This is a genomic window from Pseudomonas sp. PDM16, assembly GCF_014851865.1.
In the GTDB taxonomy this organism is placed as follows: Bacteria; Pseudomonadota; Gammaproteobacteria; order Pseudomonadales; family Pseudomonadaceae; genus Aquipseudomonas.
Genome location: NZ_JACVAM010000002.1, coordinates 43,715 through 66,855 on the forward strand (window position 1 = coordinate 43,715; position 23,141 = coordinate 66,855).

General features: G+C 64.0%; 20 protein-coding genes and 1 tRNA gene. 5 read left to right on the forward strand and 16 right to left on the reverse strand.

All coding sequences use genetic code 11. The features are described 5' to 3' along the window. Positions 1-10 precede the first annotated feature (10 nt). Both IB234_RS06600 and IB234_RS06605 read right to left on the reverse strand, forming a co-directional pair. On the reverse strand, positions 11-2,293 hold the full coding sequence (locus tag IB234_RS06600; RefSeq protein WP_192315693.1) for an ATP-dependent DNA helicase: 2,283 nt from the start codon (positions 2,291-2,293) through the stop codon (positions 11-13). Beyond that, positions 2,290-3,927, reverse strand: coding sequence for a VRR-NUC domain-containing protein (locus IB234_RS06605; protein WP_192315695.1), 1,638 nt, complete (start codon positions 3,925-3,927; stop codon positions 2,290-2,292). The genes IB234_RS06600 and IB234_RS06605 overlap by 4 nt, the downstream gene beginning before the upstream one ends. Before the next feature lie 181 nt (positions 3,928-4,108). On the opposite strand from IB234_RS06605, the gene IB234_RS06610 reads away from it, so the two are divergent. Together IB234_RS06610 and IB234_RS06615 are read left to right on the forward strand one after the other, a co-directional pair. Next, positions 4,109-4,339: a hypothetical protein gene (locus IB234_RS06610; protein WP_192315697.1), complete on the forward strand. Its 231-nt coding sequence runs from the start codon at positions 4,109-4,111 to the stop codon at positions 4,337-4,339. Positions 4,340-4,725: 386 nt separating this feature from the next. Continuing rightward, positions 4,726-5,277 (forward strand): ATP-dependent Clp protease proteolytic subunit, encoded by a 552-nt coding sequence (locus IB234_RS06615; protein ID WP_192315699.1) that lies wholly within the window; start codon positions 4,726-4,728, stop codon positions 5,275-5,277. 6 nt (positions 5,278-5,283) lie between these two features. On the opposite strand, the gene IB234_RS06620 is transcribed toward IB234_RS06615, so the two are convergent. Further along, the gene (locus tag IB234_RS06620; protein WP_192315701.1) at positions 5,284-5,445 is read right to left on the reverse strand and encodes a hypothetical protein; all 162 of its coding nucleotides are present in this window, start codon (positions 5,443-5,445) and stop codon (positions 5,284-5,286) included. Between the two features lie 275 nt (positions 5,446-5,720). Here IB234_RS06620 and IB234_RS06625 point away from each other — a divergent pair, with 275 nt between their 5' ends. From IB234_RS06625 to IB234_RS06635, 3 genes are all read left to right on the forward strand, one after another. Beyond that, positions 5,721-6,029 carry a hypothetical protein gene (locus IB234_RS06625; RefSeq protein ID WP_192315703.1) on the forward strand — a complete coding sequence of 103 codons (309 nt, stop codon included), beginning with the start codon at positions 5,721-5,723 and terminating at the stop codon, positions 6,027-6,029. A gap of 341 nt (positions 6,030-6,370) precedes the next feature. Further along, a complete protein-coding gene (locus IB234_RS06630) occupies positions 6,371-7,009 on the forward strand; it encodes a DUF4375 domain-containing protein (RefSeq protein WP_192315705.1) in 639 nt (212 codons plus the stop codon). 80 nt (positions 7,010-7,089) lie between these two features. Further along, complete coding sequence (locus IB234_RS06635) at positions 7,090-9,294, forward strand: OsmC domain/YcaO domain-containing protein (protein ID WP_192315707.1); 2,205 nt, start codon at positions 7,090-7,092, stop codon at positions 9,292-9,294. Positions 9,295-9,412: 118 nt separating this feature from the next. Here IB234_RS06635 and IB234_RS06640 read toward each other — a convergent pair. The 13 genes from IB234_RS06640 to IB234_RS06700 all read right to left on the reverse strand — a co-directional run bounded on the left by IB234_RS06640 (position 9,413) and on the right by IB234_RS06700 (position 23,105). Continuing rightward, positions 9,413-9,486 (reverse strand) — tRNA-Gly (locus IB234_RS06640). 77 nt (positions 9,487-9,563) lie between these two features. Beyond that, complete coding sequence (locus tag IB234_RS06645) at positions 9,564-10,442, reverse strand: alpha/beta fold hydrolase (protein WP_192315710.1); 879 nt, start codon at positions 10,440-10,442, stop codon at positions 9,564-9,566. A gap of 348 nt (positions 10,443-10,790) precedes the next feature. Beyond that, positions 10,791-11,483 (reverse strand): pseudouridine synthase, encoded by a 693-nt coding sequence (locus IB234_RS06650; RefSeq protein ID WP_192315712.1) that lies wholly within the window; start codon positions 11,481-11,483, stop codon positions 10,791-10,793. A gap of 2 nt (positions 11,484-11,485) precedes the next feature. Then, positions 11,486-11,686 carry a cysteine-rich CWC family protein gene (locus tag IB234_RS06655; RefSeq protein WP_192315715.1) on the reverse strand — a complete coding sequence of 67 codons (201 nt, stop codon included), beginning with the start codon at positions 11,684-11,686 and terminating at the stop codon, positions 11,486-11,488. A gap of 1 nt (position 11,687) precedes the next feature. After that, a complete protein-coding gene (locus tag IB234_RS06660; RefSeq protein WP_192315727.1) occupies positions 11,688-13,166 on the reverse strand; it encodes a sensor domain-containing diguanylate cyclase in 1,479 nt (492 codons plus the stop codon). 30 nt (positions 13,167-13,196) lie between these two features. Next, entirely contained in the window at positions 13,197-14,048 is an 852-nt protein-coding gene (locus IB234_RS06665; RefSeq protein WP_192315730.1) for a DUF4824 family protein, read from the reverse strand. After that, positions 14,045-15,112, reverse strand: coding sequence for a DUF2157 domain-containing protein (locus IB234_RS06670; protein ID WP_192315732.1), 1,068 nt, complete (start codon positions 15,110-15,112; stop codon positions 14,045-14,047). The genes IB234_RS06665 and IB234_RS06670 overlap by 4 nt, the downstream gene beginning before the upstream one ends. 39 nt (positions 15,113-15,151) lie before the next feature. Next, positions 15,152-18,751, reverse strand: a complete 3,600-nt coding sequence (gene uca, locus IB234_RS06675) for an urea carboxylase (RefSeq protein ID WP_192315735.1) — start codon at positions 18,749-18,751, stop codon at positions 15,152-15,154. Positions 18,752-18,984: 233 nt separating this feature from the next. Next, entirely contained in the window at positions 18,985-19,620 is a 636-nt protein-coding gene (locus IB234_RS06680; protein WP_192315737.1) for an urea amidolyase associated protein UAAP2, read from the reverse strand. A 10-nt stretch (positions 19,621-19,630) separates the two neighbouring features. Next, complete coding sequence (locus IB234_RS06685) at positions 19,631-20,359, reverse strand: urea amidolyase associated protein UAAP1 (protein WP_192315739.1); 729 nt, start codon at positions 20,357-20,359, stop codon at positions 19,631-19,633. A 9-nt stretch (positions 20,360-20,368) separates the two neighbouring features. After that, on the reverse strand, positions 20,369-21,163 hold the full coding sequence (locus IB234_RS06690) for an ABC transporter ATP-binding protein (protein ID WP_192315741.1): 795 nt from the start codon (positions 21,161-21,163) through the stop codon (positions 20,369-20,371). Further along, positions 21,160-21,975, reverse strand: coding sequence for an ABC transporter permease (locus IB234_RS06695; protein ID WP_192315743.1), 816 nt, complete (start codon positions 21,973-21,975; stop codon positions 21,160-21,162). Before IB234_RS06695 ends, IB234_RS06690 begins: the two co-directional genes overlap by 4 nt. 62 nt (positions 21,976-22,037) lie before the next feature. Next, the gene (locus tag IB234_RS06700; protein WP_192315745.1) at positions 22,038-23,105 is read right to left on the reverse strand and encodes a putative urea ABC transporter substrate-binding protein; all 1,068 of its coding nucleotides are present in this window, start codon (positions 23,103-23,105) and stop codon (positions 22,038-22,040) included. Between the last annotated feature and the right edge of the window lie 36 nt (positions 23,106-23,141).

A 23,141-nucleotide genomic window follows, 5' to 3' on the forward strand; every position in this document is an offset into this window, starting at 1 on the left:
GCGGTGCCCGTCACGAACTGGGCTGCAGATGCGGCAGGTAACGACTGCGCTCGACCTGCCACCAGCTCGGCAACAGCTGGCGCACCTCACTGCGGGTGAAACGGTCGTCCAGCAGATAGACCACGCCGCTGTCCTCGGTGGTGCGAATCACCCGACCGGCGGCCTGTACCACTTTCTGCAGGCCGGGGTAGAGGTAAGCGTAGTCGTAGCCGTTGCCGAACATCTGCTGCATACGTGCCTTCACCTCCTCGTTGACCGGGTTGACCTGCGGCAGGCCAAGGGTGGCGATAAAGGCGCCGATCAGGCGCTTGCCAGGCAGATCGATGCCCTCGCCGAAGGCGCCGCCGAGCACGGCGAAGCCGATGCCCTGGGAGTGCTCGGAGAAACGCTCGAGAAAGGCCTGGCGTTCAGCCTCGTTCATGCTGCGCGACTGCGCCCATACCGGGATGTCTGGATGCGCGCTGCGGAAGTTGTCCAGGGCCTGTTCCAGGTAGGCGTAGCTGCTGAAGAAGGCCAGGTAGTTGCCTGGCTGCTCGCGAAACTGCCGGGCCAGCAGGCCGGTGATGGGCGCCAGGCTGGCCTCGCGGTGCTGGTAGCGGGTCGACAGGTTGGCCAGCGCCTGGACCCTGAGCTGCTCGGCGCTGAACGGCGACTGCACCTCCAGCCACTGCCAGTCGCGCGGCAGGCCGAGCAGGTCGGCGTGGTAGTGGCCGGGGCTGAGGGTGGCGGAGAACAGCGTGGCGCTGTGGGCGTTGGCGAAGCGCTCGGCGAGGAAGCGCGCCGGCACGATGTTACGCAGGCACAGGGTCGACAGGCTGCGGCTGTCGTGGCGGCTGATGTCGAACAGCGAGTGCGGGCCGAACGCCTCGGCCAGGCGGCAGAACAGCATGGCGTCGAGGTAGAAGCGCAGCAGCGCGGCCTGGTTGCCTTCCGGCTGGTCGGTGAGGTGATCGGTGATGGCGCTCACTGCCTTCTGCAGGGCGACGATGAACAGCTCGGAGATGGCCGGGTAGATCTGGTACGGCACTTCCTGGTCGCGGTGCAGTTGGTTCCAATGGCGGCCGACGCGCTCCAGCACGCCCTTGAGGCCGGTCGGGGCGAGCTTGCGCATGGCGTTGAACTCGGCCTGGTCCAGTTCGGCGCTGTACATGCCGCGGGCGCGCTCGATCAGGTTGTGCGCCTCGTCCACTAGGAGGGTGACCTTCCAACCATTGAGCACGGTCAGGCCGTGGAGCAGGGCGGTCATGTCGAAGTAGTAGTTGTAATCACCGACCACCACGTCGCTCCAGCGGCACAGCTCCTGGGACAGGTAGTAGGGGCAGATCTGGTGGGCCAGGGCGATCTCGCGCACGGCCTCCTGGGTGAGCCAGCGGCGCTCGAGGGCGGCGGCGCGGGCGGCCGGCAGGCGGTCGTAGAAGCCCCTGGCCAGCGGGCAGGATTCGCCGTGGCAGGCCTTGTCAGGGTGCTCGCAGGCCTTGTCACGGGCCACGTGTTCCAGCACCCGCAGCGGCATGTCGTGTTCCTGCGCACGCAGGCTGGCCAGGGCATCCAGTGCCAGGCGCCGGCCCGGGGTCTTGGCGGTGAGGAAGAACAGCCGGTCCAGATCCTGGCCGGGAAAAGCCTTGAGCTGCGGGAACAGGGTGGCCAGGGTCTTGCCGATGCCGGTGGTGGCCTGGGCCAGCAGGAAGTCGCCGTCGCGGGCGGCGCGGTACACGGACTCGGCGAGCTGGCGCTGTCCACGGCGGAAGTCCGGGTAGGGGAACTGCAGGCGCTCCAGGCTGTGGTCGCGAGCAACTCGATGGGCGGTCTCCTGCTCGGCGAAGGCGACGAAGCGTGCGCACTGCAGCTCGAAGAAGGTCTTGAGTTCAGCGACCTCGAAGTGCTCGCGAAACACCGTTTCCTTCTGCGTGAGCACGTTGAAGTACACCACCGCCAGGTCGATATGTGGCAGCTCCAGCGCATCGCACAGCAGCCAGCCGTAGACCTTGACCTGGGCCCAGTGCAGCACGCGGTGGTTGTCCGGGATGCGCGCCACATCGCCACGGTGAGTCTTGATCTCTTCCAGCAGGTTCTGTTGCGGGTCGTAGCCATCGGCGCGACCGCTGACCCGCAGGCCCGGATACTCGCCGGCCAGCGGCAGCTCGGCGATGTAGCCGGCGCCGCGGCGGCCGACCACGGTGCTGTGGCCGGCCATGCCCTCGGCGGCGGTGGGTGCGGGGGTGAAGCGTAGGTCGAGATCGCCCTGCTTGGCGGTGAACTCGCACAGCGCCCGCACCGCCACGGCGTAGCTCATGTCTGGCTCCAGCGTACGTAGCAGACGTCCACCGGCATGCCTTGCTCGGTGCAGAAGGCCAGCCAGCGCTTCTGGTTGTCCTGCAGGCGGTCGCCGGGGCCCTTCACCTCGATCATCCGGTAGCGCTGCTCGGCCGGCCAGAATTGGATCAGGTCCGGCATGCCGGCGCGGTTGGCGCGAATGTCGCCGAGCAGGCGCTCGAACCAGGCGCGCAGGTGCGCCGGCGGCAGGCAGCGCAGGGCGGTTTCCAGCAGCTCGGGTGTCAGCACCGCCCAGTGCACGAAGGGCGAGACGATGCCGTACTTGGCGGCGTAGGTGGCGCGGATCGCCTCGGCGTGGCTGCCATCCTCCAGGCGCGCCAGGCAGCGCTCGAACAGGCCTGCGCGGCGGCTGCGGAAGTCGCTGTCATGCAGGTCCACCGGCCCTGCGTGGAACGGATGGAAGAAGGCGCCGGGCAGCGGGGCGAAGATTGCCTCCCAGCAGAGCAGGCCGAACAGGCCGCAGACCAGGGTGTTTTCCACATAAAAGGCCGGTGTCTGCTCCGTGTGCAGATATTGCTGCACCGCCCATTCCACGCTGAATTCCAGCGGCTGAGGCAATTCCAGCTCGATCAGCCCGGCCTCGGCCGCTGGCTTGCGTGGCTGCTTTGGCAGGCCGAGTTGACGTTGCAGACGCGGCAGGGCGCGTTCCAACGCCTGAGTCTCGGCGTCGTTGCGTGGGGTGAGCAGGGCGGCGGTCGCCAGGTCGTGGGCCTGTTGCCATTCGCCGAGTTTCTCCAGCACACGGACCTGGCGCTGGCGGGCTTCGGCGTGTGTGCTGCTGGCATACAGCGCGGCGGCTTCGGCCAGTTCGCCTTCACGTTCCAATTGCTGGCCGAGGTGAAACAGCAGCTTGGCGTGGCGGCGAATCAGGTGTGGGTTATCGCTGCTGAAGTCACCCAGCTCGGCCCGCACCTCGGTTATTGGCAGGCCGGCCTCGAACAGCTCGCGGCAGTGCTGCAGGTGCAGGTAGTGGTCGATATCCAGACGGCTACGGAAGCCGCGCGACTCGGCGCCTATCTCGACCCGCTCGTAGCGGTAGATGCCCAGCTCGGCGAGCACGAATTCGGACCAGTCCTGCGCCAGGTTGCCGAAGAACAGCAGGCGCAAACGATCACACAGCGGGCCGACGGTCAGGCTGTAGAGCCGATCCAGCTGCGGGCTCCAATCGGTGAAGCTGCGTGCTTCTGGATGTAGCTCGCGCAGCGCTTCCAGCAGCTCGGTCTTCTTCAGGCTGCGCAGTGTTTCGGCCTCGGCAAAGGTGACCAACAGCTCGTCCTTGCGTAGCAGAGCGAACAACGTGTCCAGCTCCAGCTCGGCATTCTCGATCAACCACCCCAGGTGCAGCAGGGGCTTGGCGGCAGCGGCGATGTCGCCGATCTCCACATAGGCCAGCTTGCTGGCGCGAAAGTGCGGACCCTTGCGCATGATCAAGCGCACCAGCAGGGCCTGGGAGGCTTCCGGCAGCGCGTGAAAATTCGTCAGGAAGGCCTGCTCGTCCGCGTCCAGCAGGTCGGCATAGCGCTGCTCGACCCAGGCCAGCGCCGTGCGGAAGTTGCTGAGGTAGTAAAGGGGCGAGTCGAGCGAAGCGAGCATGGCAAATAACTGGCTTTATATACAGTTATGGTGCGTGAGATACGCCAGCAGGGCAACCCCGCGCCGACCGCCTGCAGTGCCGTCGGGCTTGTTACCTGAACCGTTGCCCCGGCGCACCACTCGAAATCTGTACGAAGCGCTCTGGCCCGCAAGTCAGGCGCGTATCCCGCAGGAGGCCACCATGGCGCAATGGACCATCAGCTACAGCAAGGACAACAGCACCTGCACGTTGGACCTGCAGGCCGACCACAAGCCGGAGATGGAAGAGGCGGTGCAGCACCTGCTCGACTGGGCCCGGCAGAACCTGGAGAAGGGCGAGTTCGGCGATGGCCAGGACAAACGCAGCGATGAACCGGCAGTGCTGCTGTTGCGTCACTACGGCATCACCATCACCGGCATAGCTGCAACCTGAAGCGCAGCGGAGCTTTCGCCACTCGTCCGCAAGGCGGGAAAAACATGAAACTGCCCCGGTAGCCCTTCATTCAGTCACAGTGAGGCGCCATCGAAGCACATGAAGATGCGTGCCTCGCCTCCCATGACTGAAAAAGTGGAGGTTCCCATGATTGGAGACAAGAACAGGATGGGTCAGAACGAGTCGGGCCGGCGCGGTGAAAACGAGCGCAGCAATCAGGCTCTGGTCGTGAGGGCGGCCGCACCGGCACTGTCGAGCGTGAGCAGGCGCCCGATGCCGGCCGCAAGGGAGGCGAGCGCAGTAGCGGTCGCGAGCGTTGACGCAACCGAGCGGAAGCTTCGGCTTCCGCTCGTCCTTGCGAGCAATCGAACGACGGGAGGGCAGGCATGCGCAGTCACGTGGTCCACTTTACCGCGCCGATCAATTCTTCTACCTGTGGCCAGTTGATCGACAAATGCTCTCAGGCCATCCAGCAGGGCGCCGATGAGCTGATCATCAAGATCGCCACCATGGGCGGCGAATGCAGCTACGGCTTCTCCCTCTACAACTTTCTCGTTTCCCTGCCGGTACCGGTGAGGACCCACAATCTCGGCACGGTCGAATCCATGGGTAACATCATCTTTCTTGCCGGTGAGCGGCGTACCGCGTGCCCCTATAGCAAATTCCTCTTCCATCCGTTCCACTGGACGCTGAACGGCGCGGTCGATCATGTGCGTATGTCGGAATATGCGATGAGCCTGGATTACGACCTGCAGCTGTACGCCAGTATCGTCGAGGAGCGCACTCGCGGAGCCAGGGTTCCCCTGGATGTGCTCGACTGCCTGACGGCTGGGCCCCGAATTCTGAATGCGGAGGATGCGTTGAACTCAGGCGTCATCCATGTAGTGGATTGCCTGGGGATGCCAGCGGAGTCGGTGAGCTGGTGTGTGTACTCCTGATCAAGGTCAGGCTGCTACCGAGTTGCCTATTAGCATGCCGTGCTGCACACGGAACAGATGCCCGCTGATGCGCAAAGTGAATGGCTCTCGGCTGACGATCGTGGCACCTTCGCCGAGCAGTTCTGCGATATGGGCGCGCAGAGCGAGGTACTTTCGTTGTTCCTTCATTCTGGAAACTCCCGAAATGGTCCGGGCAGACTATCAATAGTGTGATGATGTATACATTTGGCTATTTGAGAAGTGTGAGTTGCTTCACTGTTTTTCGCTGCTTTGTCCGCGTGCTGAGGGGCGAGGTGATGCGATTCAAGCTGGTGCGGGCTTGATGCTAGGGCCAAGGCTTCTGCTGGCATGATCCTTAACGTTAGGGCCTTGCGCCAAGAGAGCCCCGATTCATAGGGAACGATGGAGGGTTTTCATCTTAGTCATCCCGCCAGGCAGGGGCGGTGATTTATCTAAAGATGGCCTTCAACACGTTCCTTACGATCGCCATCGCTACCCAGAGCAATCCCAGCCCGACAGCAAGCCAGATGCCAACGCTGATCCAGAACGCGGCAGGTGACTCGTCTCTGAGAATCTTGCTGCTCGCCTGGCGGCTGGGTATGTCCACCATTCCTTCGATGACTCCAGAAAGCCCGAACCAGAGTCCGACGCACGCGAAGGCCAGCACGACAAATGCAGTGAGCATTTGTTCCGTCAGACTCATGGATGAGCCGTTTTTTGGATATTTCCTGCGCGGCTTCTTCGTCAACTGAGGCTCTTGTGGAGTTGGCGATAACGCTTGAGAGAGTAAGTGTCCAGACAGTGCTTCAAGCTCGAATGTGCCAGGGAGGACATCGAATAACCGCTACCGACTGGAGAGGCTTCATTCTTTATCAATGTCGAGGCTCGTGGCCCATTGTCTGTCACAGTTTTATGAGAGGGCCGGGCGATATCATCGTGCTTGCTCCGTAGCGCTGTATCTTCCCGGCGCCTGTAGACCAGCTTGCAAGTTCGATGTAAGCGAGCCGCTCGGGGCGGGATTTCCTAGCGGCAAGATGGCAAAGCACAGGCCGTAGCTGCTTACTCATCAATTTGCTTAGAGGGAGAAGACCGAATGGATTACCGGATGCCTTTGCGCAGTGCCGAACCGCTGGATTCTCAGTGGGATGGCCGCCTGTATGAGTTCGTCGATTACGTCGTGGAAAAGGTCGAGGAGGCTTGGGAGTGGGACAATCCGACAGTCGCCTCGCATCTGACAGCGACGCTGACACCGTCTCAGTTGGCGCTCTGGGCCGTCCTCAATGCCAACGGCCAGATCTGCAACGGTGGCTTTTCGCAGTTCTTCTTCAATAGCTATGGCGAATTGGCGGAAGAAGCCCTGCAGGGGTTTCGTCTGCTCCGGATGGAGGCATACGCGGAAATACTGGAACAGGCCTATGCCATGTTCCAGTACCGCCCCATCCCCAAGGACAGGGAGCAGCGCATCGGCGCATTGGCTGACATGGCGGATGCAATCGATGCCGGTGTGGAAGAGTGCGCGGATGATGAGGAAATCGATTTCTATTGTTCGTTGGCTCAGACTCTAGGACCGCAATGGGATGAGCTGGAGAGTCGCTATTACGCGCTTATCCATCGTGAAGGCGTTTCAGGTGGATACAACGCTGCCTTCTATCGGCCTCTGGTCGATTTCATAGAGATGCATCAGGTCGATTTTTTCTGTCGTTCCCTCGCCGAAACGACCAGCGAGCGGTAGCCGCTGAAAGCGCAGGACTTCCCGCTGAAAAAACGGATAATGGCGACCAATTCGTCTTGCCCGCTTTCTGGTAGTCCAGCATGGAAATCAAGGTCAACTTTCTCGACAACCTCCGTCTCGAAGCCAAATTCGATGACTTCACGGTGATCGCCGATCAGCCGATTCGCTACAAGGGCGATGGTTCGGCACCGGGGCCGTTCGACTACTTCCTGGCGTCTTCGGCGCTGTGTGCGGCCTACTTCGTCAAGCTGTACTGCCAGACGCGCAACATCCCCACCGACAACATTCGCCTGTCGCAGAACAACATTGTTGACCCGGAAGACCGCTACAAGCAGATCTTCAAGATCCAGGTCGAGCTGCCGGCGGAGATCTCCGAGAAGGATCGCCTCGGCATCCTGCGTTCCATCGACCGTTGCACCGTGAAGAAGGTGGTGCAGGCTGGGCCGGACTTCGTCATCGAGGAAGTGGAAAACCTGGACGCTGATGCCCAGGCGCTGCTGATTCCGGCGCTGACCGAGGGCGAGGGCACGCGCATTCTCGGCAAGGACCTGCCGCTCGAAGAAACCATCGCCAACATGTCGGCGATTCTTGCCGGCCTGGGCATGAAGATCGAGATCGCCTCATGGCGCAACATCGTGCCCAACGTCTGGTCGTTGCATGTTCGCGATGCGGGTTCGCCGATGTGCTTTACCAACGGCAAGGGTGCGACCAAGGAAAGCGCGCTGGCCTCGGCGCTGGGCGAGTTCATCGAGCGGCTGAACTGCAACTTCTTCTACAACGACCAGTTCTGGGGCGAGGAGATCGCCAATGCGCCGTTCGTCCACTACCCGAACGAGCAGTGGTTCAAGCCGGGGCCGAAAGACGCGCTGCCGGAAGAAATCCTCGACGACTACTGCCTGGAGATCTACAACCCGGACGGCGAGCTGCGCGGCTCGCACCTGTACGACACCAACTCGGGCAACAAGGCGCGCGGCATCTGTTCGCTGCCCTTCGTGCGCCAGTCGGACGGCGAGGCGGTGTACTTCCCCTCCAACCTGATCGAAAACCTTTACCTCAGTAACGGCATGAGCGCCGGCAATACCCTGGCCGAGGCGCAGGTGCAGTGCCTGTCGGAAATCTTCGAGCGCGCGGTGAAACGCGAAATCCTCGAACAGGAACTGGCCCTGCCGGACGTGCCCCAGGAAGTACTGGCCAAGTACCCGGGCATCGTCGCTGGCATCAAGGGGCTGGAAGAACAGGGCTTCCCGGTGCTGGTGAAGGACGCCTCCCTGGGCGGTGAATTTCCAGTGATGTGCGTGACCCTGATGAACCCGCGTACTGGCGGCGTGTTCGCCTCGTTCGGCGCGCACCCGAGCTTCGAGGTGGCGCTGGAGCGCAGCCTCACCGAGCTGCTTCAGGGACGCAGCTTCGAGGGGCTCAACGATCTGCCGCAGCCGACCTTCGAGAGCCAGGCGCTGACCGAACCGAACAACTTCGTCGAACATTTCATCGACTCCAGCGGCGTGGTGTCCTGGCGCTTCTTCAGCGCCAAGGCCGATTACGAGTTCGTCGAGTGGGACTTCTCCGGTCACGGTGAGGACTCCAACGCCCAGGAAGCCGCGACCCTGTTCGGCATCCTGGAGGACCTGGGCAAGGAGGTGTACATGGCCGTGTACGACGACCTTGGCGCCAACGCCTGCCGCATCCTGGTGCCGGGCTACTCGGAAATCTACCCGGTGGAAGACCTGATCTGGGACAACACCAACAAGGCTCTGCTGTTCCGCTCCGACATCCTCAACCTGTACAGCCTGAGTGACCTTCGGCTCAAGTCCCTGCTCAAGAGCCTGGAGAACAGCGACGTCGACGACTACACCGACATCACCACCCTGATCGGCGTCGAATTCGACGACAACACTGTCTGGGGGCAACTCACGATTCTGGAGCTGAAGCTGCTGATCTACGTGGCGCTGAAGAAGTTCGAGCATGCCAAGGGGCTGGTGGAGGCCTTCCTGCAGTACAACGACAACACCGTCGAGCGCGGCCTGTTCTATCAGGCACTCAACGTGGTGCTGGAAGTGCAGCTGGACGACGACCTGGAGATGGTCGACTACGAGGCCAACTTCCGCCGCATGTTCGGCAATGAGCGCATGGACGCTGCGCTTGGCTCGGTGGACGGCAGCGTGCGCTTCTTTGGCCTGACGCCGACCAGCATGCAGCTGGAAGGCCTCGACAAGCACCTGCGGCTGGTTGAAAGCTATAAGAAGCTTCACGCGGCGCGGGCCAGGGCGGCGGGTTTCTCTAGCTGACGGCGCCACCCCAAAGCACCTTTAGGTGCTTTGGGCTTGTAGCGGCAAGCTAATCGCTTTGGGGGGCGGAGATACATACGAAAAAGCCCTGCAGAGCAGGGCTTCAACTTAGAGATTCTGGAGCGGGCGAAGGGAATCGAACCCTCGTCATGAGCTTGGGAAGCTCAGGTAATGCCATTATACGACGCCCGCTCGGGCGGCTGACTTTGTACCAGAATCGCCCGCCAAGGTGAAGCCGAACACCGCGGCCTTGCCTGTTTTCTTCTCCTTCATACCGCCACGGCGTGCTTTTCCGTCGACAGGCTGCGGGTGCGGCTGGCGATGGGGGGGAGCAGGAAGGCCAGCAGCGCATCGCGGGTCTGCATCCAGGCGGTCTTGTGTTCCATGTCGAGGAAGTGGCCGGCCTGGCCGATGGTGCGGAACTCGCAGTGGCGCACGTACTGTGTGAACAGGCGCGCTTCGTCCGGCGTGGTGTACTCGTCCCACTCGCCATTGACGAACAGCAGCGGTATCTCGATTTCACCGGCGAAGCTGACGCAGGAGCGGCCCTCCATCTTCAGCACGTTCTCCACATGAAAGCTCATCTGCGCGTACTCGTAGGCTTCAAGCCCGCTGACGTGGCGATGGTTGTAACGCTTGAACAGCGAGGGCAGGTGCTTGCCGATGGTGGCGTTGAGCACCGCACCGACATTTTCACGATCACAGGCCTGCATCACTTCGATACCGCGCTCCAAGTAGCCGAGCATGGCCTGGTTGATGATGGGGGAGAACGAGTTGATCACTGCACGTTTGATGCGTCTTGGCTTGCGGGCCAGTGCCTGCAGAGTGGCGATGCCGCCCCAGGAGAACGACAGCACGATATCGCAGGCGAAATACTCGACCAGCTCCAGCAGGATGTCGGCTTCATCCTCGCGGGTGAGAAAGCGCTCGTGCGGGTTGTATTCGCGTGACTGCCCGGCATAGGGCAGGTCGAACAGCACCACGTTGAAATGTGGGTGGAGGTAGCGGACCGTCTGCGCGAAGGATGCGGTGGTCGACAGCGAGCCGTTGACCAGGATGATGGTCTGCTCGGCGCTGTCGGCGCGGTAGAACTCCGTGTAAACCCGGTGTTGCCCCTGGATATCCAGCACAGCGGTTTCTGCTTTCATGGTCATGCCCCTGACGTACGACGATACGGACGCGCAGCGCCAGACTGCTGCTGCACGCGAGTTCAGGACAGGTAGGCATATGCCTGGGAAGCGGGGCCTGGTCGGCTCGAAGGGCTGGCCGATGGTTGTTGTTAGCGGCGGGTATTTCCGGAACGGGCATCGGCCTTGCGGCACGACGAGGGGCAGACCCGTTGGTGGTGCCTGAGGCACTCGACCGGAAAAAGCATTCTTAGAGTGTGGTTGAGACTGTTCGGTCACATCTGGACCTTGATTCTGATTCAAGCAGGCTTGTGTTGCAGGTGCAAGTCACTTGGGTGACCCATGCTGCAGCATCTGCCCGACGGTCATTCAGACCTGTGCGATCTCCGCCGAGTTCAGTGCGCGGTACTGCCCGGGAGCCAGCGCCGGGTCCAGCACCAAAGGCCCCATGCGCTCGCGGTGCAAGCCGGTCACCTTGTTCTGAAAGTGGCCGAACATGCGCTTGACCTGATGGTAGCGGCCCTCGTGCAGAGTCAGCAGGGCTTCGTGGCTGCTGAGTATCTCCAGTTCGGCGGGCAGGGTGGTGAGGTTTTCGTACGCGAAGTACAGGCCGCGGGCGAATACCTCGGCGTACTCGGGCGTGATCGGCTGCTCGGTGGTTACTCGATAGACCTTGCCCAGGCGGCTGCGTGGCTCGGTGAGGCGGCGTGACCAGAGGCCGTCGTTGGTGATGACCAGCAGACCGGTGGTTGTCAGGTCCAGACGCCCGCCGATGTGCAGCTCGTGCTTGCCCGGCTCGTCGAGCAGGTCGAGCACGGTGCGATGCTCGGGGTGTTCGGTGGCGCTGACCACGCCGGCCGGCTTGTTGAGCATGAAGTAGCGCGCCGGCTTACCGGTTTGTAGCAGCTCATCGTCCAGCTCGATGCGGCTGAATTCGCGCACCTCGTGTCGCCCGTCGCGCACCGTCTCTCCATCCACACGCAGGCGTCCGGCGGCCAGCAAAAGGCGTGCGTCGGCACGGTTGAAACGCGGCAGGTTGCTGAGGAAACGGTCCAGGCGCATGGCTAGTGGCTGGTGTCGCTCAAGGCGCGGGCGCAGTTTGGGCAGAGGCAGGTCTGGTCACGCAATTCGGCGGGCAGCTCATCGAGCGCGCTTTGCTTGATCGGCGTGTGAAAACACCAGCAGTCCTGCACCGGCTGCTCGCGACTGGCCTGTGCGCAGCTGTTGGGCTGGCCGCAGCGTGGGCAACGGTCGGCGTCGGGCATGTCAGGTGATGGAGCTTTCTTCGCAACTGCGGTTGCGCCCGGACTGCTTGGCCCGGTACAGGGCGCGGTCAGCGCGGGCGATCAGGCGATCCAGATTGTCGTCACCGTGTAGCTCGGTGATGCCGATGCTGGTGGTGATCTGCAGATTGACGCCGTTGTACTGGAACACCTGCTCTTCAGTCTGCTGGCGGATCTTCTCAGCCAGTTGGCGCGCCGTGCTGCTGCCGGTGTCCTTGAGCAGCAGGATGAATTCCTCGCCACCCCAGCGGCAGATGATGTCGGACTGGCGCAGGTTGCTTTGCAGACTCTGGGCGAAGCCCCGCAGTACGTGGTCGCCGGCCAGGTGGCCGTGAGTGTCGTTGAGCAGTTTGAAGTGGTCGAGATCGATCAGCAGGGCGCTCAACGGGCTCTGGTCGCGGACGGCTTCCTGCAGCGCCTGGGCGGCCAGCAGGTTGAAGCCGCGACGGTTGGGCAGGCTGGTAAGCACATCGGTGGTGGCCAGGGCGGCAATGCGTTCCTGGTAGCGGCGGGTCGCTACGTAGACCAGGAACAGCACCACTGCGCTGATCAGCGCGCAGATCAGCATGTTGAGATAGAGCGTGTGGCGGACGCCGGCTAGGGCACCTTCCTCGTGTTTGTCGACGAACAGGTACCAGTCCAGTTCGGGGATGTAGCGCACGTTGAGGAAGTGGCCGCGGCCGTGCTCCTGGTAAGTGAAGTTACCGCTCTTGGGCTGTGGCAGCTTGGCCAACAGCGGCTCCATGCCCGGTACCTGGCCAAGTATCTGGCCGCGCTTGGCGCCCATGGGGCCGCCGTCGGCACCGGTGAGCATCAGGTAGCCGTTGCGGTCGGTGAAGTAGATGCTGCGGTCGTAGCGCTGCTGATAGTCGTCCACCAGCTTGACCACGGCATCTACTGTCAGGCCGACGCCTGCGACGCCGATGAAGTTGTCCTGGAAGTCGAACACCTTGAAGTTGATGAAGAAGGTCAGTCTGTCGCTGTTGGCCATGTCCGGGTCGACGCTGATCTCGTAAGGCTCGGCCATGCTGCGCACGCGGAAGTACCAGGCGTCACGCGGCTCGTTCTGGTCGATCTTCTTCAGCACGCCCTTGGCCTGGTAGTAGACGCGGGTTTTCTCGGAGATGAAGAAGCTGGTGAAGGTGCCGTAGTGCTCCTGCACTTCGCGCAGGTAGCGGGTCATCGGTTGGGCATCGTGTTCGCCGGCGATCACCCAGTCACGCAGGAAAGTGTCGCGCGACATCATCGAGGCGATCTGAGTGGGGCGGATCAGGTCCTTCTGGATCTCCGAATAGATGTTGTCGGAGGTCAGCGGCAGCTCGGTGTTGACGATGTTGTGGCGGATGCTGTCGCGCGAGCTGTAGTAGCTGACCAGGCTGGTGGCGAGGAATCCACCCAGCAGCAGGATCATCAGGAGCAGCAGCAGGGAAAACTGAGCCTTGCGGGACGTGCTGAGCGGCATGGGGCGAAGCCTTGAGGGAATGGCGCAATGCTAGCGTGGTGCGCTGCCGTCGTCACTGGCAGAGGCCGGTTTTTCCGCGATCTTCACCGCACTGATCCAGGGCTCCAGGCGCTTGCCGAAGCTGATTTCGGCGCTGAACGGCTGGTCCGCGTTGCCGTAGTGCTCCGGCAGCCGTTCGGCCAGCAGCTGGCGCCAGGCGTGGGGCACGTTGATGCTGCCGTTGCTAGGGGAGAACGAGCCGCTGAGCGTGGTGTCGGCGTCGCTGTAGCAGCGCCGCCAGACCCGCACGCTGCCGCGTAGCAGCAGGTAACGAGTGCGATCCGGATAGCGCTGGCGCAGGGCTGCGGGATCCAGGCCGACATCGGCGAGGAACAGGCGGCTCTCCTTGTCGCGTTCATTGGCCAGGGCCTCGCGTGCCGCCTTCTCCTGTTGCTGCCGCTCCTTGTCGTTCGGCAGCTCCTGCAGTTTGGTGCTGGCCTTGTGCAGATGGCGCTCGGCCTGTTGCAGCGCTTGCTGATAGAGCGGACCGTCCAACTCGAGAATCGCCCAGGTCTGGCGGGTATCCTGGCGCGGTTCGGGGCCGCTGCTGGGCAAGCCTACGGCCTGCAGCTGTGCCGGCGTCAGACCGTATTCGCTGTAGCAGCGATCCTTGTCGGCCGGGTTGGTGCGCACGGGCATGCGCCAGTCCAGACGCAGGCTCAGGCCACTGTTCTCGCGGCGCGGGCCATCCCAGTCGCGATGCAACTCTCTCTCGGACAACAGCAACCGGCTCTCTGGCTCGCCCTGGCGGTTGTACCAAACGCCGGCAAGGGCCACGGCATTGCTCAGTAGGATCAGCGCCAGACCGGCCAGCAGGCCGTGGCGGGGCTTGAGAGTGATCATGTGCAGTCACCTCCCTTGTGGCCGCGACGCAGGCGGCCGAGCACCAGCAGGGCGAGGATCGCGGTTAGGCCGAGGACCAGGAAGAACAGGTACTTGGGCAGCACGTCCCACCACCAGTCGACCATCTTGATGAATAGGAACAGCAGGAACGCCAGCTGGCCGATCAGGGTGACCTCGGACCAGTCGCGGCGAATGCCGAGCCAGATGAACAGCGCCGATACGGCGAAGCCGAGCAGCTGGTAGGCCTTCTCGATGCTGTCGTATTCGAACGGCAGGTAGCTGCCGCGCCCCCAGTTGGCCAACACCAGCATCGGCAGCAGCATGGCCAGCATGCCGACGATGCGGTAGGTGGCGGCAAAGCCGCTGAAGCGCGCCTGGGACAGCAGCGCCGGCAGCACGAATACCAGCAAACCTCCGGGCAGGAAGTGTTCCGGCCGCTCTGCGGCTTCCAACCACAGCCAGCCACACCATTCGCTGATGCGTGTGCCGCTGTAAGCAAGCAGGCAGATCAGGCCGGCGGCCAGCAGCAGGCGTGCGTTGCAGGTGTAGGCCAGTAGCAGGGCGTAGGCGGCCCAGGGCAGCAGGGCCTTGTCGGTGGGCGTGATGTTGAAGATCTGCCCGAGCATGTGGATGTTGAGGACGAAGCAGGCCAGGGCCAGCACGCCGGCCAGTTTGGCGAAGTAGCCGGAGGCGTCGCGTTGCTGCAGGGCGAAGGTCAGCAGCAGGCTGCCGAGCGAGAAGCCGATCAGGATGCCGACCTGCAGCGCTTCGCCGAACAGGCCCCAGAACTGATAGAAGAAGAACAGCAGGCTGGCCGCCAGGGCTAGCGCACCAAGCAGCGAGACCACGCGCATGCTCAGCGACAGGCGCTTGGTCTGCTGGTTGTGATCGATGTCGAAGTTGCTGCGGTACTGCGCCAGTAGCTGGTCGTGATGGGCGGCGATGCGCGCGAGCGACTCTTCTTCCAGCGTCAGGGCATTCTCGCCACGCAGGCGCTGGGCTTCACGGCGAAACGCCTGGATATCGTCGGCCCGTTGCTGGGCCAGGTCGCGGGTCAGCGGCATGGTTCTTCCCTGTGGATGCGCTGCCCGCGACTGTATCCCTTAAGCCTCTTCCAGCACCACTACCCGCTGGCCCGCGCGTACCGGCGAGCCGGGTTGCACGCGAACTTCGCGCACCACGCCGTCGCGCGGCGCGGTGAGGGGGATTTCCATCTTCATCGACTCGAGGATCACCAGTACGTCGCCGGCTTTCACCGTGCAGCCTTCCTCGACCTGCACCTGCCAGAGGTTGCCGGCGATATGGCTGTCGATGCTGTGCTGGCCGGCCGCCAGCGGGGCGTCGTCGCCCAGTTCGGCGACCGCTTCCTCGCTCTCGTAATGGGCCTGGCCGGAGGCGATCCAGCGCTGGCGTTCGGCGTCGAAGGCAGCGCGTTGCTGACTGCGGAAAGCGTCGATGCCCTCGGCTTCCTCGGTTAGGAAGTCCTGGTAGTCGGCCAGGGCCAGTTCGCTGTCTTCGATGCGCAGTTCATAGCGACCGAGGGGGAAGTCGCGGCGAATCTGCAGCAGTTCCTCGGCGCCCACCGGGTAGAAGCGGATCTGGTCGAAGAAGCGCAGCAGCCAGGGCTTGCCGTGGAAGGCGGCGACTTCGCGGTAGCGGTTCCACATCTGCAGGGTACGGCCGACGAACTGGTAGCCGCCCGGGCCTTCCATGCCATACACGCACATGTAGGCGCCGCCGATGCCCACCGAGTTCTCGGCGGTCCAGGTACGCGCCGGGTTGTACTTGGTAGTCACCAGGCGGTGGCGCGGGTCGAGCGGCGTGGCCACCGGTGCGCCGAGGTAGACGTCGCCCAGGCCCATCACCAGGTAGCTGGCGTCGAACACGGTCTTGTAGACCTCGTCGAGGTTGGGCAGGTCGTTGATGCGGCGGATGAACTCCAGGTTGCTCGGGCACCAGGGCGCGTCCTTGCGCACCGTGGTCATGTACTTGTCGATGGCCCGCTGGCAGGCCGGGTCGTCCCACGAGAGCGGCAGGTGCACGATGCGCGATGGCACCTTGAGGTCCTGGGCGTTGCACACCGCGTCCCACTCGCCGATCACCACCGCCAGCAGGTTGGCCAGCGACAGGGTTTCCGGCTGGTAGTGAACCTGCAGCGAGCGGATGCCCGGAGTCAGGTCGATCACGCCATTCAGGCTCTTGGCCTCCAGCGCCTGCATCAGTGCGTGGCCGCGAAAGCGCAGCACCAGGTCCAGCTCGGCCTGGCCGATTTCCAGCAGCAGGTGAGTGTCACCGGAGAGGCGGGCGACCAGGCGCTTGTCCTGGCTGCCGATGTCGAGGATTACCGGCGGCTCCAGCGGGATCGGCTTCCAGTTCACCGCCACTGCTTCCAGCCCGGCGACTTCGGCCTTGCGCGCCTTGGCCAACTGGCGCGCGGTGTCGATATTCACCGGCACGAAGCGCAGCTTGTCGCCGGCCTTGAGCTGGCCGAGCTGCCACAGGTCGGCCTCGATGATGGTCACCGGGCAGACGAAGCCGCCCAGGCTCGGGCCGTCCGGGCCGAGGATCACCGGCATGTCGCCGGTGAAGTCCACCGCGCCGATGGCGTAGGGGTTGTCGTGGATGTTCGATGGGTGCAGGCCGGCTTCGCCGCCACTGTCGCGCACCCACTCCGGTTTCGGGCCGATCAGGCGCACGCCGGTGCGGCTGGAGTTGAAGTGCACTTCCCAGTCGGTGGCGAGGAAGGTGTCGATATAGGCCGGGGTGAAGTATTCCGGCGCGCCATGCGGGCCGTAGATCACGCGGATTTCACGGATGGCGGGCAGGGCGGTGCACAGCGCGGCGGGCAGCTGCGCGCCGTTGCCCGCATCGCTCAATGCCGGAATATGCAGCACGTCGCCTGCACGCAGGGCGCGGCCGCCGTGGCCGCCGAACTGGCCGAGGGTGAAGGTGCTTTTCGAGCCCAGGTATTCCGGTACTTGCAGGCCGCCGCGCAGGCACAGGTACGAGCGCGCGCCGGAGCCGGCGATGGTGCCGAGGCTCAGGGTGCTGCCGGCCTTGATCAGCAGGGCGGTGTTCAGCGGCTGAACCACGCCGTCCAGGGTGACGGGGATTTCCGCACCGGTCACTGCTACCACCGCATCGGTGTTGAAGCGCAGCAGCGGGCCGCTCATGGTGATTTCCAGGCTGGCGGCGCCTTCGGCGTTACCCAGCAGGCGGTTGCCCAGGCGCAGGGCGCGGTCGTCCATCGGCCCGGACGGTGGCACGCCGACGGCCCAATAGCCGAGGCGGCCGGGGAAGTCCTGCACAGTGGTCTGGGTGCCGGCGGACAGTACCTCGAAGGTATGCGCCTGGTAGGTCAGGCCTTCCAGGCAGCGGGTCCACGGCGAGCCGCTGGCAAACGGCGCATCGACCAGGATCTGGCGCAGGTACTGGCTGTTGGTTTCCACGCCGTACAGCAGGGTATCGGCCAGGGCCTGGTTCAGCGCGGCGCTGGCTTCCTCACGGGTCGGCTGCCAGGTGATGAGCTTGGCGATCATCGGGTCGAAGTAGGGCGGAATCTCGCAACCGGCCTCGACCCAGGTGTCGATGCGCAGGCTCTTGCCATCGGCTGCCGGGAATTGCACGGCAGTCAGCAGGCCGGGGCTCGGCTGGAAGTCGCGGCCCGGGTCTTCGGCGTACAGGCGTGCCTGGATGGCGTGGCCGCTGGCTTTCAGGCCTTTGCTCAGCTCGCTGAGCGGGGCCAGGTCGCCAGCAGCCAACTCAATCATCCAGCGCACCAGGTCGACGCCCCACACCTGTTCGGTAACGCCATGCTCGACCTGCAGGCGGGTGTTCACTTCGAGGAAGTAGAAGCGCTCGGCATCGCTGTCGTAGACGAACTCCACGGTGCCAGCGCTGCGGTAGCTGACCGCCTTGGCCAGCTTGATTGCCGCCGCGCACAGCTCCTCGGCCATGCCGGCCGGCAGGTTGGGTGCCGGGGTTTCTTCCAGCACCTTCTGGTTGCGCCGCTGCACCGAGCAGTCGCGCACGCCGAGGGCCAGCACTTCGCCGGTGCCATCGCCAAATACCTGCACTTCCAGATGGCGGGCGCGCTGGATGTATTTCTCGATGAAGACGCCGCTGTCGCTGAAGTTGTTCTGCCCCAGGCGCTTGACCGCTTCGAAGGCATCGCTGAGTTCCTCGGCGCTGCGGCACACGCGCATGCCGATGCCGCCACCACCGGCGGTGCTTTTCAGCATAACCGGATAGCCGACTTCCTCACCGGCCTTGAGCGCGGCGTCGAGGTTTTCCAGCAACTCGGTGCCTTCGAGCATCGGCACGCCGTGCTGTTTCGCGAGTGCCCTGGCGGTGTGCTTGAGGCCGAATACGCGCAGCTGCTCCGGCGTCGGGCCGACAAAGGCGATGCCGGCCGCTTCGCAGGCTTCGGCGAAGGCGGCGTTCTCGGAGAGGAAGCCGTAGCCGGGGTGAATCGCTTTAGCACCAGTCTGCTTGGCCACGGCGAGGATCTTGTCGACCACCAGGTAGGTGCCGGCGGCTGGGCCTTCGCCGAGGCTGAAGGCCTCATCGGCCTGCTGGATATGCAGGCTGGCGGCGTCGGCCTCGGAGTACACGGCCACGCCCTGCACATCGAGCTGACGCAGGGTGCGCAGGATGCGGCAGGCGATGGCGCCACGGTTGGCGATCAGGAGTTTGTCGAACATCTGCTTGCCCTCGAAAGGGTTGGCGGGCCGTCCCGCCGCTATTCGGTCTGCACCACGGTCGTCCGGGGTGGGAAATCGGTGTGGCTACCAGCGGGCTGGTGCCTAGGGTTTCTCGGTGGGCGTGGGCTTCTGCTCCAGGCACTGGCCTGAGCGGCTCTGGCACAGTTGGTACAGCCACAGGCGCAGGTTGGCAGGGCCCCCGGCGCTCCGGACGGAGTCCGGAATAAACCGCTTCAGTCCCATACCAGCACCTCGGCGGGGGTCGGGTTCCAGCCGTTGCACGGGTTGTTCAGTTGCGGGCAGTTGGAGATCAGCACGATGACGTCCATATGCGCGACCAGTTCGACGTATTTGCCCGGCGCGGAGATGCCATCCTCGAAGGTCAGGCCGCCTTCCGGGGTGACGGGAACGTTCATAAAGAAGTTGATGTTGGCGCCGATGTCGCGCTTCTCCAGGCGGCCGTCGTGCAGGCTGGCGCGCAGGAAGTTGTCGCGGCAGCTGTGCATGTAGCGCTTGTCGAGGGCGTATCTGACCGTGTTGCTCTCCTGGGCGCAGGCGCCGCCGAGGGTGTCGTGGCGGCCGCAGGTGTCGGCGCTGATGGTCAGCAGCGGATTGCCCAGGTTGGAGTAGAGGACGGTGCCGGTGGTGAGGTACACGCTGTTCTGCTTGCGCAGGGTGCGTTGCGGGTCGTAGCGCTCGCGCGGGTTCTTCGCGCTGAAGAACAGCGTGTCGACCGCCTGGTTGCCTTCGAGGTCGAGCAGGCGCACGGTCTGCCCGGCTTTGACTTCGCAGAGGAACGGCTCGCCGGCCGGGATCTCGTGGCGGTAGACGGCGGTGGCGGCGTGCTTGTCGCTGGCGGTAAGGCTCATCTCGGCGTCCTCAGATATACAGGCGTTCGGTGTTGTGGAAGCCGCGGCCGTTTTCCGGGCGCGAGGTGCGGCAGAGCACGCTGATGCCATCGCTCTCGACGCGGCTCCAGCTCAGTTGCACCGGCTTGGGCGCGTATTGCGGGTTGGGGTCCAGCGGGTGCTGCAGGGCGGTGAGTACCACCAGGGTGTCCATCGGCGCGTACAGCTCGATGTAGTCGCCAGCCTGGGAGTTGCCCGGCTCGAAGTGGAAGCGGCCGTCGCCATCGACGCTGACCTTGCTGAACAGGTTGAGCGCCATCAGCAGGTCCTGGATGTTCAGGTTCCACTTGCCCATTTCCACCAGCAGGTTGTCCACGCCGTTGCGGAAGTAGCCATTGCGCAGTTCCTGGTAGCGACCGGCGCCGTATTTCTCGCTGACTTCCTCGGCGTTGAGCACGCCGCCGAAGCTGTCATGCCAGCCGCAGGTGTCGGCGGTGATCGCCGCCAGGACTCTGCCCATATCCGAGTACAGGCAGTGGCCGGCGGTGAGCTTGGCGGTGTGCTGGCACTTGAGGGTGTCCGGCAGGTTCAGGCGCTCGCTTTTCTCGGCGGCGGAAAGCAGCAGCAGGCTGACGTTGGCGCTGCCTTCGAGGTCGGTAATGCGCAGCAGCTGGCCGCGCTTGAGGACGAAGGAGGTGTGGCCGCCGCCGGGTACGAGTTCTTCGTACAGGCTGGGGCGCAGGGTCAGGGATGCAGTCATGGCTATTCCTTACAGGGCCGGTTGCGGGTTGCCGGTGACGTGCGCCGGCAAGGCGTTGACGGCGGCGCGGGTGGCGCGGCGGTCGCTGTTCAGGGGGATGTCGTAGGTGATGCGCGCGCCGAAGGCGTTCGGTGCGTGGGGGTCGATGCGGGTCTTGTCGAACACCAGCAGGCGGGTGCCGAGGCTGAAGCCTTCGCTCAGGTCATGGGTGACCATGAATACGGTCAGCTTGGTCTCGTGCCACAGCTCCAGCAGCAGGGCGTGCATGTCCTTGCGGATGCCCGGGTCGAGGGCGCCGAAGGGTTCGTCGAGCAGCAGCACGCGCGGCTTCATGATCAGCGCCTGGGCGATGGCCAGGCGCTGCTGCATGCCGCCGGAGAGCTGGCTAGGGTATTTGTCGAGGGCATGGCCGAGGCCGACTTTGCGCAGGATCACTTCGGCCTGGGCACGGGCGTCGCGCTTGGCCGCGCCGAACAGGCGGCCGAGCAACGGTGAGCGCGGCAGTTCCAGGCCGATGGCGACGTTATCCAGTACGGAGAGGTGCGGGAACACCGAGTAACGCTGGAACACCACGCCACGGCTGCTATCCGGCTCACCGGCCAGCGGTTGGCCGCCGAGCAGGATCTCGCCACGGCTGGCGCGCTCCTGGCCCAGCAGCAGGCGCAGAAAGGTCGACTTGCCACAGCCGGAAGCGCCAACCAGGGTACAGAACTCGCCTTCGTTGATCGACAGATTCAGGCGCTCCAGTACCACTTGGTCGCCGTACTCCTGCCACACATTCTTGACCTCGATAAAGGCGCTCATGCTTTCGCTCCTTCATACCAGGGGAAGCACAGGCGGGTGAGCTGGCGCAGGCCCAGGTCCATCAGCCAGGCGAGCAGGGTGATCCACACCACGTACGGCAGGATCACGTCCATCGCCATGTAGCGACGCACGAGGAAGATGCGGTAGCCAAGGCCGTCGGTAGAGGCGATGGCTTCGGCAGCGATAAGGAACAGCCAGGCCGAGCCGAGCACCAGGCGCAGGGCGATCAGCAGGCGCGGCAGCAGTTGCGGCAGCACCACACGGAGGATCAGGGTCCAGGTGCTGGCGCCGAGGGTCTGCGCTTTGATCAGGATCTCGGTGGGAATCTCGCGGGCACGCTGTTCCAGATCGCGGGCCAGTACCGGAGTGATGCCGATCACGATCAGCATCACCTTGGACAGTTCACCGAGGCCGAAAACGATGAACAGGATCGGCAGGATCGCCAGCGGCGGCACCATCGACAGCACGGTCAGCAGCGGCGACAGCGGCGCGCGGAACAGCGGCAGGATGCCCGCCGCGATGCCCAGGCACAGGCCGACCAGGGCGGCGATGCCGATGCCCATACCGAGGCGCTTGAGGCTGGCCGCGCTGTCTTCCCAGAACAGGTAGTTGCCGCTGCGCTTGTCCTCGGTGAAGGCCAGGCGGTCGATTGCGCTGACCATCTGACTGGCGCTGGGCAACAGCTTGTCGTTGGGGTTCTCCGTCAGCCGCGCCGCCGAGCCCACGAAGTAGGCGAACAGCAGCAGGGCGAACGGCAGCAGGATCAGCAGCAGGCGGCCGCCGCGGTCCGGATGTCGGTTGATCAGGCGCATGGTGTTCCTCGGACGTTCACATTCCCCATTCCCCTCTCCCGGAGGGAGAGGGGGCCAGGGCTTCAAAGCTTGCCGTCGGCCGCCAGCTGCATGAACGACGGGTCGAAGCGCAGCTTGACGTTGCTCTTGTCGCCGGTGACCACGTTGCGGGCGAAGCTCATGCCGATGGCGTCGGCGTTTTGCGCACCCTCGCCGAGCAGGCCGTGGTCGAAGGAGAAGCTGGCCACCTTGCTCATGGTCGCCGGCAGTTTCGGGCTGTTGGCGAAGGCCACGGCGTCCTTGGCCGAATAGAACATCTTGGTCGCCGCCAGTTGCGCCTCGTAGCCGGCCAGGTCGGTGCCGGAGGCCTTGGCCATGTGCTCGCGGGCCGCCTTGCCTTCGGCAGTATCGGCACTCATGGTCGCCATGATTTCGTACCAGGCACCGGTCAGGGCTTTGCCCAGGGCAGGGTTGTCCTTCAGGGTCTCGCTGTTGACCACCATCAGGTCGATGATCTCGCCGGGGATCTGGCTGGAGTCGAACACCTTGGTCACGCCCGGGGTGGCTTCGATTTCGGCCAGTAGCGGGTTCCAGGTGGCCACGGCTTTCACGTCGCTGGTGGCGAAGGCGGCGACCATGTCGGCGTCGGAGGTGTTCACCACTTTCAGGTCCTTCTCGCTCAGGTCAGCCTTTTCCAGGCCGCGGGCGAGCAGGTAGTGGGAGACGGAGAGTTCGACCAGGTTGACGTCCAGGCCCTTGAGGTCGCCCAGGGTTTTCTTCTCGCCCTTGAGCACGATGCCGTCGTTGCCGTTGGAGAAGTCGCCGATCACCAGCGCGGTGCTGTCCACGCCACCGGCTGCGGGAATGGTCAGGGCGTCCATGTTGGTCATGGTGCAGCCGTCGAACTGGCCGGCGGTGTACTGGTTGATCGACTCGACGTAGTCGTTGAGCTGGGTCACTTCGATGGCGATGTCGTACTTCTTCGCCCACTTGTCGACGATGCCCTGTGCGGCGCCGTATTCCCATGGCATCCAGCCGGCGTAGATGGTCCAGCAGACGTTGAATTGGTCTTTCTTCTCGGCATGAGCGGGGATGCTCAGGGCGGCAGCGAGGCCGGCGGCAATCAGCGAGGACAGCAGGGACTTGCGCATGGGTAGACCTCCAGTTCTAGGGATGCGGGCAGGAGC